Here is a 14,698-nt window from a genome sequence, read left to right as displayed (position 1 = left end):
GCTAGTTTGCATAAGAACCGGCAAGAACAACCTGTCCGAACAAAGAAAAAGGGTCGCAGACTGATGCCACGCACCAAAAACAAGCTGATCACCGCCCTGATCACCGCGCCTTTATGGTTTGTGACGCCCCACGCAGTGGCCCAAGCAGACAGCCCTGCTCCGCTGAACGATGATCAGCAAAAAATGCTAGATCTGATCAACAAAGGCATGGATTTGGAACGCGGCGGCGACATTCCCGCCGCGCAGAAAATATATGAACGCTGGATTGCGCTGTCCGCCAAGGAATATGGCGACGACAGCCCCATGACCGGGCTGGGTTATCGGTTGATGGCCGGCAGCATGGAAAGCCAAGGCCGCTGGACCGCCGCCGAACCGATCCGTCGCCGCCTCTATGAACAAAATTTGGCCCAAGTGGGCAACCGCCACGAAGAAACATTGGTCGCCGCCGGATTTTTGGCGGCCAATTATGTCGCACAAGGCCGGTCTGCCGATGCCCTGCCGCTGCGCCAATATATTGCCCGCGAACGCACCGCTAGTCTGGGTGCCAATGACCCCAAAGCGATCATCGCAGACAGCAATGTCGCCGCCAGCCTGCATAATGTGGGCGAATTGGCCGCATCAGAGGCCCTATATCGCAGCGTGCTGGACAGAAATCTGGCGGTTCATGGGCGGCATCATTTGGAAACGGCCAGTGCTTATGGGAATTTGGCCGTTATCTTGCGGGCGCGCGGGCAATATCAAGCCGCCGAGCCGATGTTGGCAGAGGCGCTGACCATTGATCAAAGCCTGTCGCGCGGGCCGAATAGCCGCGTCGCTTTGCGTCTGTATAACAGCGCCATCAACTATTCCGATATGGGCCAGCAACAACCCGCCATGGCTAAGGCCGAACAAGCCTTGGCGATGTGGCAGGCCAGTTCCGGCCCCGACAGCGCGGACGCCGCGCTGGGCCATGCAGCGATGGGCTATGTGCTGGGGCGGGCGGGCCGCTTTGATGAAGCCGAGGCTGCCTATCGCAGCGCGCTGACACTTCGCGAGAAAAAATTGGGTGCGGCCCATCCGTTAACGGGTGAAATTTATAATAATCTGGCGCTGACCATGGAAAACCAAGGCCGCCCGCCCAGCGTGATTGAACCCATGCTGCGCAAGGCCTTGGACATCAGCCGCGCCGCCAATGGTGAAGGCAATGAATCCGTTGCGGTGTTGTATGGCAATATTGCCCAAAATCTGGCGGCACAGGGGCGTTATAATGAAGCAGACGCCATGTATCGCCGCGCTTTGGATTTGCGCCAACGCCTGACGGGCAGCGACCATCCATCCTATGCTATTTTGCTGATTAACTATGCCGCCGTTCAGCGGAACAATGGCGATGCCGCCGCCGCGCAGGAGATGGCATCGCGCGCCGTCGGAATTTATGAAAAAACCATGGGCACCGACCATATCGACACAGCATGGGCTTATGGCGCATTGGGCGGCGAGCTGAGCATAGCGGGCCAGCATCAACAGGCCGCATCCTATATGGGCAAGGCGCTTGATATTCGTCGGCATGTGCTGGGTGAACAGCATGTGTTGACGGCGACCAGCTATCACCAAACCGCCAGCGCCCTGACCCGTGCCGGCCAAGGCGATGCCACCGCCGAACCTTATTACCGCCAAGCCTTGGCGATCTACCAACATGCGGTTGGCGATCAGCATATTGATACGGCGCGGGCCTATGAAAGCCTGAGCTCCAATCTCAACCGTCAAGGGCGGGCGGCAGAGGCAGAGCAAATGGCAGGCAAGGCCATGGACATTTACCGCCGATTGAGCCGCGAAGCGATGGGGCGCGATGCCCTGGGCCTGTCGGCACTGGATCGCCGACAAGCGGACCCTGATCGCGGAATTTACACCAGCTATATGAACGCCGCCTTCAGCCTGATGAGCCATACGCCCGATGCGGCGGAGCAATCGCGCCTGCAAGACCGCGCCTTCATGGCGGCGCAAGATGCCATTAGTTCGGCGTCGGGCCGCGCCATGATGCAAACCGCTGCGCGCCATGCGGCCAAAAGCCCGCAAATGGCCGAAACCGTGCGGCAGGAACAAAATCTGGCCGCGCAGGCTCAGATGCTGGATAAAAATCTGCTCCGCGCCCTGAGTGAGGGGCAAAGCGTCACCGCCACCAAGCTGCGCGGGGAATTGGAAAGCGTGCGCGCCCAGCTTGCGGAGTTGAGCGCCCAAATTGACCATCGCTATCCCGAATATCGCCAATTGGTGGCCCCCCGCCCCGCTGGCTTGGCCGAGGTGCAAAAGGCGCTGAAGCCCGACGAAGCCTTGTTGCTGATGACCGAGGCCGCCAACACCATGCATCTGTTTGTCGTTACACCCAATGTGGTCGGGTGGAGCCGCCCCAATGTCGAATTGGCGATGATGATGAAGGATATTGGCGACTTGCGCTGCGATGTGGATGTGGAAACCTGTTCCGCCGCCCGCACCGCCGAGCTGGACGCCATGCCCATGAGCGAACAAGAATTAAATGGCCGCCGCCGTTTTGACTTGGCCACCGCCCACCGTCTGTATCAGCATTTATTTGCGCCCATCGAACCCTTGCTGGCCAATAGCAAGCGACTCTATGTCAATGCATCGGGCAAGCTGGGCGATTTGCCGCTGGCGATGCTGTCTGCTTCCCCCATGCCCGTGGGGGCGGATGTCGCGGACCCTGATATGTTGGCACGGGCCCAATGGCTGGCGGACCGCTATGCCTTTACCAACCTGCCCTCGGTCGCCGCGCTCACCCTGCCCCGCGATGTGCGGACGATCAGCACCAATGGCGCGGCGACGTCCAGCGGGAACAATAAGGTCAGCGTGAATTTTCGCGGTTATGGCGCGCCAATTTTACAAGGCAGCGAGGGGGCAACCCGCGCCGCCGTGGGCGCTGGGGTGGGGGTATTTTCCAGCCTGTCCCGATCGGGCGCGCCCTTGGCCGATCCCGACGCTTTGCGAAAATTGGCCCCCCTGCCCGGCACCACCACCGAATTGACGGCGCTGGCGAAATTGCTGGGCACGCCCGACAAAAATCTGGTGCTGGCGCAGCAGGCCACCGAACAAGCCTTGCGTCAGGACCCCTTGCTGGCGAACAGCCGCATCATCGCCATTGCCACCCACGGACTATTACCCGACCCAATTTTGGGGATGGGCGAACCGGGCTTGGTCTTAACCCCGCCCAACAACCCCAGCAATTTGGATGACGGATTGCTGACCGCCAGCGAGGCCGCCCAATTAAACCTGTCCGCCGATTGGGTGATCTTGTCGGCGTGTAATACGGCATCGGCGCATAATAGCGGCGGGAATGACAGCCTGTCGGCCTTGGCGCGCGGATTTCTGTTCGCAGGGGCCAAGGCGTTATTGGCCAGCCATTGGCGCGTATCCGACGATGCCACCGCCGCCCTGACGGTGGAAACCCTGTCGGTGCAGCAAAATAAGCCCGCCCTCAGCCGCGCTCAGGCGCTGTCCACGGCCATGGCCTATGTCCGCACGGGCCAGCGCGCGGATGGCAGCAAGCTGGCGGGCTGGAAATCGGACTGGGCGCACCCCAGCGCTTGGGCGGCCTTTACCAATATCGCCAATTTCGATTGAGGCGGGCGGGCTGAGGCGCACGCTAGGCTGCGCCCGTAAAATCCTGTCGCAATTGTCCATCATCGTGCCATATTCCCCCCAACACCGCCCGCGCCGACAACAGCGCAGGGTGGGGATATGTGGGACGGGGGACAGCATATGGCGGACATTCACGCATTTCACCTGAATATCGCGGAACGCGAATTGGACGATTTGCGGCGGCGCTTGGACGCCGCCCGCTGGCCAGAGCGCGAGGCGGTCGGCGATTGGAGCCAAGGTGCACCGCTGGATAAGGTGCAAAGCCTGTGCGAATATTGGCGGCAAGATTATGATTGGCGGCGGTTTGAAACACGGCTGAACAATATCGGGCAATATGTCACCCGCATTGGCGGCATCGATATATATTTTCTGCACATACGCTCGCGCCATGAAGAGGCCTTGCCCATGGTGATGACCCATGGTTGGCCGGGTTCGGTGGCCGAATTTTTAAATGTCATCGACCCGCTCACCAACCCCGAAGCCCATGGCGGCAGTGCAGCCGATGCCTTTCATCTGGTCATCCCCGCCCTGCCCGGTTTTGGCTTTTCGGAAAAACCCCGAACCGCCGGATTTGGCGTCGATCAAATCGCCTTGTGCTGGGCAGAATTGATGCAGCATTTGGGCTATGATCGCTGGGTTGCCCAAGGCGGGGATTGGGGCGCCGCGGTCACCACCGCCATTGGCAAAAGCCGCCCCAAAAGCTGTTTGGGTATCCACCTGAATTTCGCGCTGGCCATGCCCAATGAAGAGGATATGGCCAATTTATCGCCCAGCGAAATGGCGGCTTTGGCGGCGGCCGCCGATTATCAGCAAAACGGCAATGGCTATGCCCGCATTCAATCCACCCGCCCGCAAACATTGGGCTATGGCCTGACCGACAGCCCAGTGGGACAAGCCGCTTGGATTTATGAGAAAATCCACGAATGGACCGACCATGATGGCGATTGCGAAGCCTTGCTGGGGCGCGATGCGATTTTGGACAATATCATGATATATTGGTTGTCGCGCAGCGCCGCATCATCGGCGCGGCTATATTGGGAAAGCTTTGCCAATTTCGTGCCCACCGCCTTGGATTTGCCCGTGGGGGTCAGCGTCTTTCCCAAGGAAATCATCCGTCCATCCCGCCGCTGGGCCGAACGATTGATGCCTCAGCTGATCCATTGGAATGAATTGCCGCGCGGCGGTCATTTTGCGGCGTGGGAACAGCCCCAAATTTTCACCCAAGAATTGCGGACCTGCTTCGCCCAATTGCGGTGAGGATCGGGGCGTGGCGTTCGCCGGTTTGGACGCTGCCCCGCCCATCACACTGGCAAAGCGGTGCTATATTTGGTGTGCGCCAAGGCAAAATGCGAAGACGCCCCCGCCACGGATGGATGGTTGAGCAGGCTATGCATCATGAAATGATTATAGGCCTCGACGTCCGGCACCACGACGCGCATCAGATAATCCCAATCGCCGGACATAGAAAAACATTCGATAATTTCGGCACGGTCGCGCACAAATTTTTCAAAGGCTTGCCGCACGTCCAACGTATAGCTGTTCATCCGCACATTACACATAACATTCACCCCGCGCCCAATGGCTTGGGGGTTTACCAAACGCACGGTGCGGCCCAAAACGCCCGCTGCCTCCAAGGCCTTAATCCGGCGCCAACAAGACGCGCTAGAGGCGCCCACCCGTTCCGCCAAGTCATTGTGGGTGATCGTGCCATCTTCTTGCAATGCCTTGATGATTCGCCGGTCAATCGCGTCCAAATCTTTCATCGATCATTTCATTTCAGTTTTTAGAAAATATCGAACCATATGTTTCACTATACAGGCATAAGACGTGAAATTTGAAACATATTTTCACCGATATCGTGCAAAATATATCAATGGAAAATGTCCCATCATCCGGCGGATTTACCCCCAACGCCGACGGCAGCGTGGCGCAAAATTGGGCGTCCTATACCGCCGCCGAACATGCGCGGTGGGACCAGCTTTTTGCCCGCCAAACCCGCTTGTTGCGGGACCATGCGGCCGATGAATTTCTGGATGGACTATCCTTATTGCGGCTGAGTGATGGCGGCATTCCGAATGTCGAGCGATTGTCGGAGACGCTGATGCAGCGCACGGGGTGGCAGATCATCACCGTCCCCAGATTGATCCCCGACGCTTTATTCTTTGACCATCTGGCCCATCGCCGCTTTGTGGCGGGGCGCTTTATCCGCACAGCAGACCAGATGGATTATTTGCAAGAACCCGATATTTTCCACGATATTTTCGGTCATGTGCCAATGCTGGCCCACCCCATTTTCGCCGACTATATGCAGGCCTATGGCCAAGCAGGCCTGCGCGCCAGTGGCCTCAACGCCCTGCCCTATTTGGCCCGCCTATATTGGTATAGCATTGAATTTGGGCTGATACTCCAAAATGACGATGTGAAATTATATGGCGCAGGCTTGGTATCGTCCTTTGGGGAATGCGGCTTTGCGCTGCGCGACCCATCGCCCCACCGCATCAAATTTGACCTGCAACGGGTGATGCGAACCGACTATCGCATCGATGATTTCCAACAATGCTATTTCGTGATCGACAGCTTTGACGATCTGTTGACCGAAACGCGCCAACAGGATTTTGCGCCGCTATACCGCGACCTTGCGCAGCAACCCAGCCTGTCGCCCGCCACCCTGCTGCCCAGCGACGCCGCCATCACCCGCGGCACCCAAGATTATGCGCGCCAGCAGGCGGGCCGCGCCGCGCGCGACGATCAACTTTCACCCCATAGTCTCTGATTGCTCATGATTGGACCTAATGACATGACCGCCATACCCCACACGCCGCCAACCCCCGCCAACCCGCAGAATCCCTTGGGTCTCAACGGCTTTGAATTTGTGGAATTCACATCCCCCGACCCACAGCAAATGCGGGCACAGTTGGAACAATTGGGCTTTGTCGCTAGCCATCGTCACCCCAGCAAAAACATCACCCGTTTCAAGCAAGGCCGCATCAATTTGATGCTGAATGAAGACGATAGCCCGCGCATTACCGCCTTTCGCAGCGCGCATGGCCCATCCGCCAGCGCCATGGGATTTCGTGTAGCGGACCCCGATGCCGCGCTCGCATGGGCCTTGGCCCATGGTGCCAAACCGACCATCGAAGCCGACACGGTGATCGAAGGCATTGGCGGATCTTATCTATATTTCATCAAAGATGGCGAAAATCTTTATGCTGACTGGTCAGAAATTGCGGGTTGGCAACAGGCGGAGGCCGACAATCAGGTCGGCTTGGATTTGCTGGACCATTTAACCCATAATGTGCGACGCGGCCAAATGCATGTGTGGAGCGATTTTTACCGCAGCCTGTTCAACTTTGAGGAACAAAAGCATTTTGATATCAAGGGCCAAGCAACGGGCCTGTTCAGCCAAGCGATGATCGCACCCGACGGTGCGATCCGCATTCCGTTGAACGAAAGCCAAGATGACAACAGCCAAATCGAAGAATTTATCCGCGAATATAATGGCGAGGGCATTCAGCATTTGGCCTTCACGACCGACGATATTTATAGCACCATCGAAAAACTACGGGCACGGGGTGTACGATTGCAAGACACGATCGAAACCTATTATGATCTGGTCGACCAGCGCGTGCCAGAGCATGGCGAAGACCTAGAGCGTTTGCGCCAAAACCGCATTTTAATTGATGGCAGCGCCCAGACCGGCGAAGGTATTTTGCTGCAAATTTTTACCGAAAATCTGTTCGGGCCAATCTTTGTCGAAATCATTCAGCGAAAGGGCAATGAAGGCTTTGGCAACGGCAATTTTCAGGCCTTGTTTGAAAGCATTGAACTGGACCAGATCCGCCGAGGCGTGATCGCGGTGCAGCAACCATCATAAGCAAAAGGAACGGCTATGTCCGGCGGTCCACATTCTAATCTGGCGGACACCCGCCCACCACTAAGCGGCTTTGGCAATCACCATAGCAGCGAGGCGGTCAGCGGGGCCTTGCCTATTGGACAAAATTCGCCGCAGCATGTGCCCTATGGCCTATATGCCGAGCAATTTTCCATGACGGCCTTCACCGCGCCGCGCGCTGAAAACCGCCGATCTTGGCTATACCGCCTGAGCCCCAGCGCCGCCCATCCGCCTTATGCCCCCCTGCCCTGCCCCGCTTCATGGCGCGGGCTGGGCGATGGCGGGGGTGTGGCATCCCCCAATCGCTTGCGCTGGAACCCCCTGCCCGCCCCCCTCTCCGCTTCCGCCCCGCATGACGCCGAACAGAATAGCATGGCAGAGGGCGGGACCGATTTTGTCTCCGGCCTCATCCCCTATTGCCGGAACGGCGACAGCGGCAGCGATATGGGCGGCACAATTTATCTTTATACCGCAACATGTTCGATGAAAAATCGGGCGTTCTTTTCGGCAGATGGGGAAATACTGATCATTCCCCAACAAGGGCGGCTACATATTCGTACAGAAATGGGCGTGCTGGAAATCGGCCCCTTAGAGGTCGCGCTGATCCCGCGCGGTCTGCGCTTTCAGGTGGAATTGCTGGACGATTTTGCCCGTGGCTATGTGTGCGAAAATCATGGTGCGCCCTTTCGCTTGCCCGAACTCGGCCCCATCGGGGCCAATGGCTTGGGCAATGCCCGCGATTTTGAGGCCCCCCATGCGGATTTTCAAAATATCGACGAAGAATTTGAAATCATCCAGAAATTTCAAAATCATCTTTGGACGATGACCCAAAATCACAGTCCCTTTGATGTGGTGGCTTGGCATGGCAATGCCGCGCCCTATCGCTATGATCTGCGCCGATTTAACACAATGAACAGCGTCAGCTTTGACCATCCCGACCCGTCGATTTTTACCCTGTTCACATCACCTAGTCAGCATGCCGGCACCGCCAATTTGGATTTTGTGCTGTTCCCGCCGCGCTGGATGGTCGCCGAACATAGTTTCCGCCCGCCATGGTTCCACCGCAATATCATGAGCGAGTTTATGGGCCTGATTTGCGGCGAATATGACGCCAAAGCCAGCGGATTTGCACCAGGCGGGGCCAGTTTGCACAACCGTATGGCCGCCCATGGCCCTGATTCTGCCAGCTATCACGCCGCCATTGATGCCGCGCTGCATCCCCAAAAATTGGATGGCACGATGGCCTTTATGCTGGAAAGTAATTTCCCTTTTACAACAACTCCTTGGGCGCTAGAAACCAGCTTGTTGCAACAAGGCTATGATCGGTGCTGGGACAATTTTCCCAAAGCCCAATTGCCCGAAACAACATCAGCGTCGCAGCGATAAGCGGCACGATAGGGAGCATATAATCATGAATTGGTGGTCAACGGACGAAACCCATGATGCGCAGCGGACATCATGGGTGAAAAGCGCCCAAGGACATAGGGATTTTCCGATCCAAAATCTGCCGCTGGGGGTATTTTCACCGCAGCAACAAGGGCCGCGTATCGGCACCGCGATTGGCGACGCCATTTTGGACCTGACGGCCTGCGCCGCCGAAGCGCTGTTCTCATCGCCCGCGCTCAGCAGTTGCCTGCAACGTCACAGCCTCAACGCGCTGATGGCTTTACCGTCTGCTCAGCGGCAATTGCTGCGCCAACATATCAGCCGTTTCTTGTCCGACCCGCAATATCGCGATGATTTGACGCCCCATCTTTATCCCCAAGCCGAATGCACCATGCATTTGCCAGCACAAATTGGTGATTTTACGGATTTTTACGTCGGCCTGCATCATGCCGAAAATATTGGCCGCCAATTTCGGCCCGATAACCCGTTGCTTCCAAACTATAAACATATCCCGATCGGATATCATGGGCGCGCATCATCGGTTCGCGCATCGGGGGTGAATGTGCGCCGACCATCGGGCCAGCGCAAGGCGCCGGACCAAGATTTGCCGCGTTTTGAACCCAGCCAGCGCCTTGATTACGAACTGGAAATGGGGGTTTGGATTAGCGAAGGCAATGCGCTGGGTCAGCCCATCTCCATTGCTGATGCCGCCCAGCATTTTGCTGGTTTATGCTTGCTCAATGACTGGTCCGCCCGTGATTTTCAGGCATGGGAATATCAACCCTTGGGGCCATTTTTGGCGAAAAATTTTCACAGCAGCGTGTCGCCATGGGTGGTAACCGCCGAAGCCTTGGCCCCCTATCGCATCGCCCAGCCCCCGCGCCCAGCAGGCGACCCCGTGCCCCTACCCTATTTGATGGATGTCGACGATCAGGCCCATGGCGGCTTTGCTATTCAATTATCCGTCTATTTATTGACCGATCAGATGCGGCAATCGGGTGACGCCCCTGCCCTGCTCAGCCAAGGGCCAGCCAGCAATATGTATTGGACCGTCCATCAAATCATCACCCACCATGCATCCAATGGGTGCAATTTAATGGCTGGAGATTTGCTGGGTACAGGCACCATTTCTGCACCGGATATCAGCGGTTTCGGCAGTTTAATGGAGTTAAGCAACGGCGGAACATCCCCCTACCCCCTACCCAATGGCGAGAGTCGCAGCTTTCTGCAGGACGGTGATGAGGTGATCTTGCGGGCACAGGCTGCCGCGCCGGATCGTGCCACCATCGGGTTTGGGGAATGCCGCGCGACCATATTATCCGCCCTTTAATATCGTCGATTTGCCCATATATTATTGATATAATATGATAATATTTCCCTGAAAAATCATGTCGGGCGATGCATGAAACATGGCATCGCCCGCGCCCATGCGGCGCGATGGTCAGAGCTTGCGGCGAGATCATATTTCGCTAAATCTCGCTAGACTGAAGCATTTCAAAGCCATATAGTGTAAATTACATTCAAATTTAGATATTGGGCGGGCTATGCATTCAGAGGTCGAGCAAATTGCCGAAATGGCGCAAGCTGGCGAACGCATGATCGAGCGTTTGCGCCGGCAGGCCTTTTTGCCAGAATCGCGCAAGGGCTTGTCCGTCCGCTATGGCATCGCAGAGGCGGCCGCTTTGCTCGGCTGTTCCACCAATCGCATTCGCATGGCCGAAGAAGATGGCCGCTTACCACCGCCCTCTGCCACCGAAAATGGGCGCCGTCCGGGATATTCCATCGAGAATATCCTGCATATGCGCGAAATTTTGGGCGCTTCGCCCGCCCGCGCACCGCTGGATAATCCGGCGATTATCGCAGTTCAGAATTTCAAAGGCGGCGTTGGAAAATCTACGGTCACCACCCATTTGGCCCATTATTTTGCGGTGCAAGGATATCGGGTGCTTGTGGTGGATTGCGACAGTCAGGCGACCACGACCACATTATTTGGCTTTAACCCCCATTTTAACATCACGCGCGAACAGACGCTTTACCCCTATTTGTCGATTGATCCGACCCAAAGCGATTTGGGCTATGCGGTGCAAAAAACCCCTTGGCCCAATGTCGATCTGATCCCATCCAATTTGGAATTATTCGATGTGGAATATGAACTGGCCGCATCGGGTGCAGATGGCGGAAGTGTTCTCGCTTCGCGTTTTCGCAAGCTAAAACAGGGTCTTAAAGATCTTGCTCAGGCTTATGATGTTGTCATATTGGACCCCCCGCCTGCGCTCGGGACCATCAGCCTTGCTGTCATGCAAGCCGCCAATGCCTTGATCATCCCACTGGCCGCCACCACACCGGATTTTTGTTCCACCGTTCAATTTATGTCGATGATGGACCAAGTGACGGGCCAATTGGCCGATGCGGGCATTGATGTGGATTATGATTTTGTCCGCCTCATTTGTTCGAAATTCGACTCCAACGACCCCAGCCATGCCATGGTTCGTCAAATTATGGAGCAAACTTTCGGTCCGGCGTTGCTGCCCATTCCGATTTTGGAAAGCGCCGAAATCAGCCATGCGGCCCTGCGCATGATGACCGTTTATGAATTAGAAAAGGCGATTGGCACGCCCAAAACCCACAAAAGATGCAAGAATAATCTGGACGAAGCCATGGGTCAGGTCGAAGCCTTGGTCCGGCGCGGATGGGGTATTGCGCCCCCCGCTTCGGAGCGGGAGGTGATCAATGCGACAGTTTAAGCCTTTCCTACAAAATTCCGCGCTGCCTATGATGGTGGACGTGGCGATTCTGCATGGGGTGCGGTGATGGCGAAAAAACAAAATGCATATTTAGCCAGCCTGTTGGCGGCAGACATTTCGCATGAACCAAGCATCGAAAAACAAACAGAAAAAACATCGGAAACGCCGCAAATAAGCGCCGAACCGCGTATCACACCGCTCACGGAGCGGCCAACAGCGCGCGCCGGATTGTCCCTGTTGGGCCGTGAAAATGCCTTGGCCCGCGTGGCCAGCGGTGAAGTACGCCAGATCACCCAGTTGCTCATTGATCCAGCCCGTGTGCGGATTTGGGCGGGCAATGCGCGCATTCAAAAACAGCTGAGCGAAGAAAATTGCCGCGATCTGATCGACAGTATTTTGGCCGAGGGTGGGCAAAAGGTGGCGGCCGTTGTCCGGCACCTGAGCGGCGACCCTGACCATGATTATGAATTGATCGCGGGCACGCGCCGTCATTTTTCCATATCTTGGCTGCGCGCCAATAATTATCCGGACATGAAGCTGCTGGCTCAAGTCGCGGAGTTGGACGACGAGGCCGCTTTTCGCTTGGCCGATATCGAGAATCGCGCCCGCAAAGACATTAGCGATATCGAACGGGCCCGAAATTATGCCGAGGCTGTGGACCGCCATTATGGCGGCAAGGCTGTGCGTATGGCCGAACGGTTAAACCTGTCCAAAGGCTGGCTGTCCAAAATGCTTAAAGCAGCGACCCTGCCCGACGCTATTTTATCGGCCTTTGGAAATTTGACCGAATTGTCGCTCAACCCTGCCTATAAGCTGGCGGTGGCGATGGACGATAAGTTGCGCGCCAAGATCATTCGCAAAGAGGCCGAGCTGATCGCCGCAGACAATCGCAAGGCCATGGCGCAGGGCCTGCCTCCGCTGGCTGGCGCGGCCGCAATGGCCCGTCTCATGGCCGCAAAAGCCGATACCATCGCCCCGGCCCCCAATCTTGAAATGGATATTCAAGGGAAAATGGGGCGCACCATCATGTCGGTAAAAAATGTTAATCGACAAGGGATTACCCTGCACCTGCCAATGGCTAGCGGCGCTGATGATGATGAATATATGGACGCCGTCCGCCAGATTATTGCGATGCTGCGCAGCCAAGGCGTTGAGCTGAAATGATCATATTCATGGCCCGCCGCTGGCAAATGCCTTTTGATCATATATCAAAGTTTCCTACAGGAAACTTTTGATCATGCGCGGTGCCAAGCCCCCTGCCGGCGATCAATTCGACTTGTTTTTACCCTATATTGCCGACCTCAATTTCCGCGACCAACGCGAAATGATGGAACGCCCTTTTTTCAGTTTGGCGAAGACCAAGCGGGTCAAACCGATTGATTACACCAGCCCTGATCAGAAATTATGGGTCCATGTATCCGCCAACCCCGATTATGGCATGGCCACCATTTGGGACGCCGATATCTTGATTTATTGCGCCAGCCTATTGGCCGATATGGCGCGGCGTGGCATCAATGATATCCCGCGCAAATTACACATCATGCCTTATGATTTGCTGCGCTCCATTGGCCGCCCCACAACGGGCCGTGCCTATGAATTATTGGGCCAAGCGCTGGACCGTTTGGTCGCCACGACCATCAAAACCAATATTCGCGCTGAAAATCGCCGTGAGGCGACCTTTAGCTGGCTGGACGGTTGGACCCAGTTGGTAGACGAGCGCACCGAGCGCTCCAAGGGAATGACGCTGGAACTGTCCAACTGGTTTTACGAAGGCGTGATGATGAAAGGCGGCGTATTGGCCATTGATCGCGCCTATTTTAACATCAGCGGCGGGCGTGAGCGTTGGCTGTATAAAGTTGCGCGCAAACATGCTGGCGGTGCAGGAACGGATGGCTTTGCCATCGCCATGCCCACCTTATTCGAGAAAAGCGGCGCAGAGGGCGAATATCGACGGTTTAAATTTGAGATCGTCAAGCTGGCGGAGAAAAACGCCCTGCCCGGCTATTCCCTCTATATCGAGCCCAGCAAATCGGGCGGAGAGCCTTTGTTGCGTATGGTCCGCCAACGCGGCGATGACGGGGCCGATAGCGAAGAGCTAAATCCGCCCCTGCCCCCGGCTTCGCTGGCATCGCCCACTATCACCGATGGCATGGCCAAGCCCGTTCGCCGCAAGCCGACGCGTAAAGCAGCGGCGACCCCTACGTCGTCCACACCACAGGTTGAACCGAGCGAGATGGTCGACATATCATCCCTTGTTCGTTCCACCATCGTCGGACTGAGTGACGCAGCCACGCGGGGATATTTTACCGAAGAAACCGCCACTCTACTGCGCGAACAATGCCCCGGGTGGGATTTATACGCCCTACATGCAGATTTCGAAAAATGGGTCGCTGGATCAGCCGATCGCACACCCGCCAATTGGCAAAAGGCCTTCATTGGCTGGGTGCGGCGTTATCACGAAAAACATCGGCATAGCCTGCGCGGTTAAGAAAGCCTGAGCGGACCCAATCATCATAGCCCATGGCAGGGAAGGGGGCTGTTCAGCAAAAAAAATGGCCGCTATCCGCGTGCTAAATGTCACGGCCCCACCATCACGATCGCTGAGAAAAATATGGCGATGATGCCGCTGCCCATAAAAGTTTCCCCGAGGAAACTGCAAATCCGCAATTTCGTGCAGGAAATTCCAAGAACGGAAGCAGACGTACGCCCTTAAGCGGCCGTTATGAACAGCCGCTCATCACGCATTGGGGACAATCGATCACAGAGTCAGAATTTAACATCACCCATGACTGTTCCCGAAGTGTCGTGCAGCGATTGAAAAGGGAATTGAAGAAAAATGGGTGAAGCAGAAAATTTGAAAATTTGAACCTTATCTGCAGCGTGAAGTTGGAAAATGATTCAATTGCTCACTCTCATCCGTCGCCATGGCACATGTTTCGACATATTGGGAACGGTATTGGACGTGATATCGACCTTTCGGGAACGAGACGACGACACAATAGGAACAAAGCTTCGCTCTTTCAGGAACGGATGATCGACCTTTCGAGAA

10 protein-coding genes are annotated in these 14,698 nt (G+C 56.2%); 9 read left to right on the top strand and 1 reads right to left on the bottom strand.

The window, feature by feature from the left end; genetic code table 11:
* Nucleotides 1-63 precede the first annotated feature (63 nt).
* Both LKO31_RS14660 and LKO31_RS14655 read left to right on the top strand, forming a co-directional pair.
* On the top strand, nt 64-3,609 hold the full coding sequence (locus LKO31_RS14660; protein WP_227691320.1) for a CHAT domain-containing tetratricopeptide repeat protein: 3,546 nt from the start codon (nt 64-66) through the stop codon (nt 3,607-3,609).
* Nucleotides 3,610-3,747: 138 nt separating this feature from the next.
* Nucleotides 3,748-4,884 (top strand): epoxide hydrolase family protein, encoded by a 1,137-nt coding sequence (locus LKO31_RS14655; RefSeq protein ID WP_227691319.1) that lies wholly within the window; start codon nt 3,748-3,750, stop codon nt 4,882-4,884.
* Nucleotides 4,885-4,928: 44 nt separating this feature from the next.
* Here the strand turns inward: LKO31_RS14655 and LKO31_RS14650 are convergent, their stop codons facing one another.
* On the bottom strand, nt 4,929-5,390 hold the full coding sequence (locus LKO31_RS14650) for an Lrp/AsnC family transcriptional regulator (RefSeq protein ID WP_227691318.1): 462 nt from the start codon (nt 5,388-5,390) through the stop codon (nt 4,929-4,931).
* A gap of 110 nt (nt 5,391-5,500) precedes the next feature.
* Here LKO31_RS14650 and phhA point away from each other — a divergent pair, with 110 nt between their 5' ends.
* From phhA to LKO31_RS14615, 7 genes are all read left to right on the top strand, one after another.
* A complete protein-coding gene (gene phhA / locus LKO31_RS14645; RefSeq protein WP_227691373.1) occupies nt 5,501-6,400 on the top strand; it encodes a phenylalanine 4-monooxygenase in 900 nt (299 codons plus the stop codon).
* A gap of 24 nt (nt 6,401-6,424) precedes the next feature.
* Complete coding sequence (gene hppD / locus LKO31_RS14640) at nt 6,425-7,501, top strand: 4-hydroxyphenylpyruvate dioxygenase (RefSeq protein WP_227691317.1); 1,077 nt, start codon at nt 6,425-6,427, stop codon at nt 7,499-7,501.
* Between the two features lie 15 nt (nt 7,502-7,516).
* Nucleotides 7,517-8,905: a homogentisate 1,2-dioxygenase gene (hmgA, locus tag LKO31_RS14635; RefSeq protein WP_227691316.1), complete on the top strand. Its 1,389-nt coding sequence runs from the start codon at nt 7,517-7,519 to the stop codon at nt 8,903-8,905.
* 25 nt (nt 8,906-8,930) lie between these two features.
* Complete coding sequence (fahA, locus tag LKO31_RS14630) at nt 8,931-10,235, top strand: fumarylacetoacetase (RefSeq protein ID WP_227691315.1); 1,305 nt, start codon at nt 8,931-8,933, stop codon at nt 10,233-10,235.
* Nucleotides 10,236-10,449: 214 nt separating this feature from the next.
* Complete coding sequence (locus LKO31_RS14625) at nt 10,450-11,649, top strand: AAA family ATPase (protein WP_227691314.1); 1,200 nt, start codon at nt 10,450-10,452, stop codon at nt 11,647-11,649.
* 66 nt (nt 11,650-11,715) lie between these two features.
* Nucleotides 11,716-12,813 carry a ParB/RepB/Spo0J family partition protein gene (locus LKO31_RS14620; protein WP_227691313.1) on the top strand — a complete coding sequence of 366 codons (1,098 nt, stop codon included), beginning with the start codon at nt 11,716-11,718 and terminating at the stop codon, nt 12,811-12,813.
* A 73-nt stretch (nt 12,814-12,886) separates the two neighbouring features.
* Nucleotides 12,887-14,137, top strand: coding sequence for a replication initiator protein A (locus tag LKO31_RS14615; RefSeq protein WP_227691312.1), 1,251 nt, complete (start codon nt 12,887-12,889; stop codon nt 14,135-14,137).
* Nucleotides 14,138-14,698: the final 561 nt, after the last annotated feature.

The organism is Sphingopyxis yananensis, assembly GCF_020687785.1.
GTDB classification, from domain to species: Bacteria; Pseudomonadota; Alphaproteobacteria; order Sphingomonadales; family Sphingomonadaceae; genus Sphingopyxis; species Sphingopyxis yananensis.
The sequence above is the reverse complement of the archived record's forward strand: the minus strand, read 5'-3'. Positions and strand labels throughout refer to the sequence as shown.

Excerpts from the sequence above, each read along its gene's own strand:
- hppD (WP_227691317.1), top strand. The coding sequence starts at position 6,425 with ATGACCGCCATACCCCACACGCCGCCAACCCCCGCCAACCCGCAGAAT.
- LKO31_RS14620 (WP_227691313.1), top strand. The coding sequence starts at position 11,716 with ATGGCGAAAAAACAAAATGCATATTTAGCCAGCCTGTTGGCGGCAGAC.
- phhA (WP_227691373.1), top strand. The coding sequence starts at position 5,501 with ATGGAAAATGTCCCATCATCCGGCGGATTTACCCCCAACGCCGACGGC.
- LKO31_RS14650 (WP_227691318.1), bottom strand. The coding sequence starts at position 5,390 with ATGAAAGATTTGGACGCGATTGACCGGCGAATCATCAAGGCATTGCAA.
- fahA (WP_227691315.1), top strand. The coding sequence starts at position 8,931 with ATGAATTGGTGGTCAACGGACGAAACCCATGATGCGCAGCGGACATCA.
- LKO31_RS14615 (WP_227691312.1), top strand. The coding sequence starts at position 12,887 with ATGCGCGGTGCCAAGCCCCCTGCCGGCGATCAATTCGACTTGTTTTTA.
- LKO31_RS14660 (WP_227691320.1), top strand. The coding sequence starts at position 64 with ATGCCACGCACCAAAAACAAGCTGATCACCGCCCTGATCACCGCGCCT.
- hmgA (WP_227691316.1), top strand. The coding sequence starts at position 7,517 with ATGTCCGGCGGTCCACATTCTAATCTGGCGGACACCCGCCCACCACTA.
- LKO31_RS14655 (WP_227691319.1), top strand. The coding sequence starts at position 3,748 with ATGGCGGACATTCACGCATTTCACCTGAATATCGCGGAACGCGAATTG.
- LKO31_RS14625 (WP_227691314.1), top strand. The coding sequence starts at position 10,450 with ATGCATTCAGAGGTCGAGCAAATTGCCGAAATGGCGCAAGCTGGCGAA.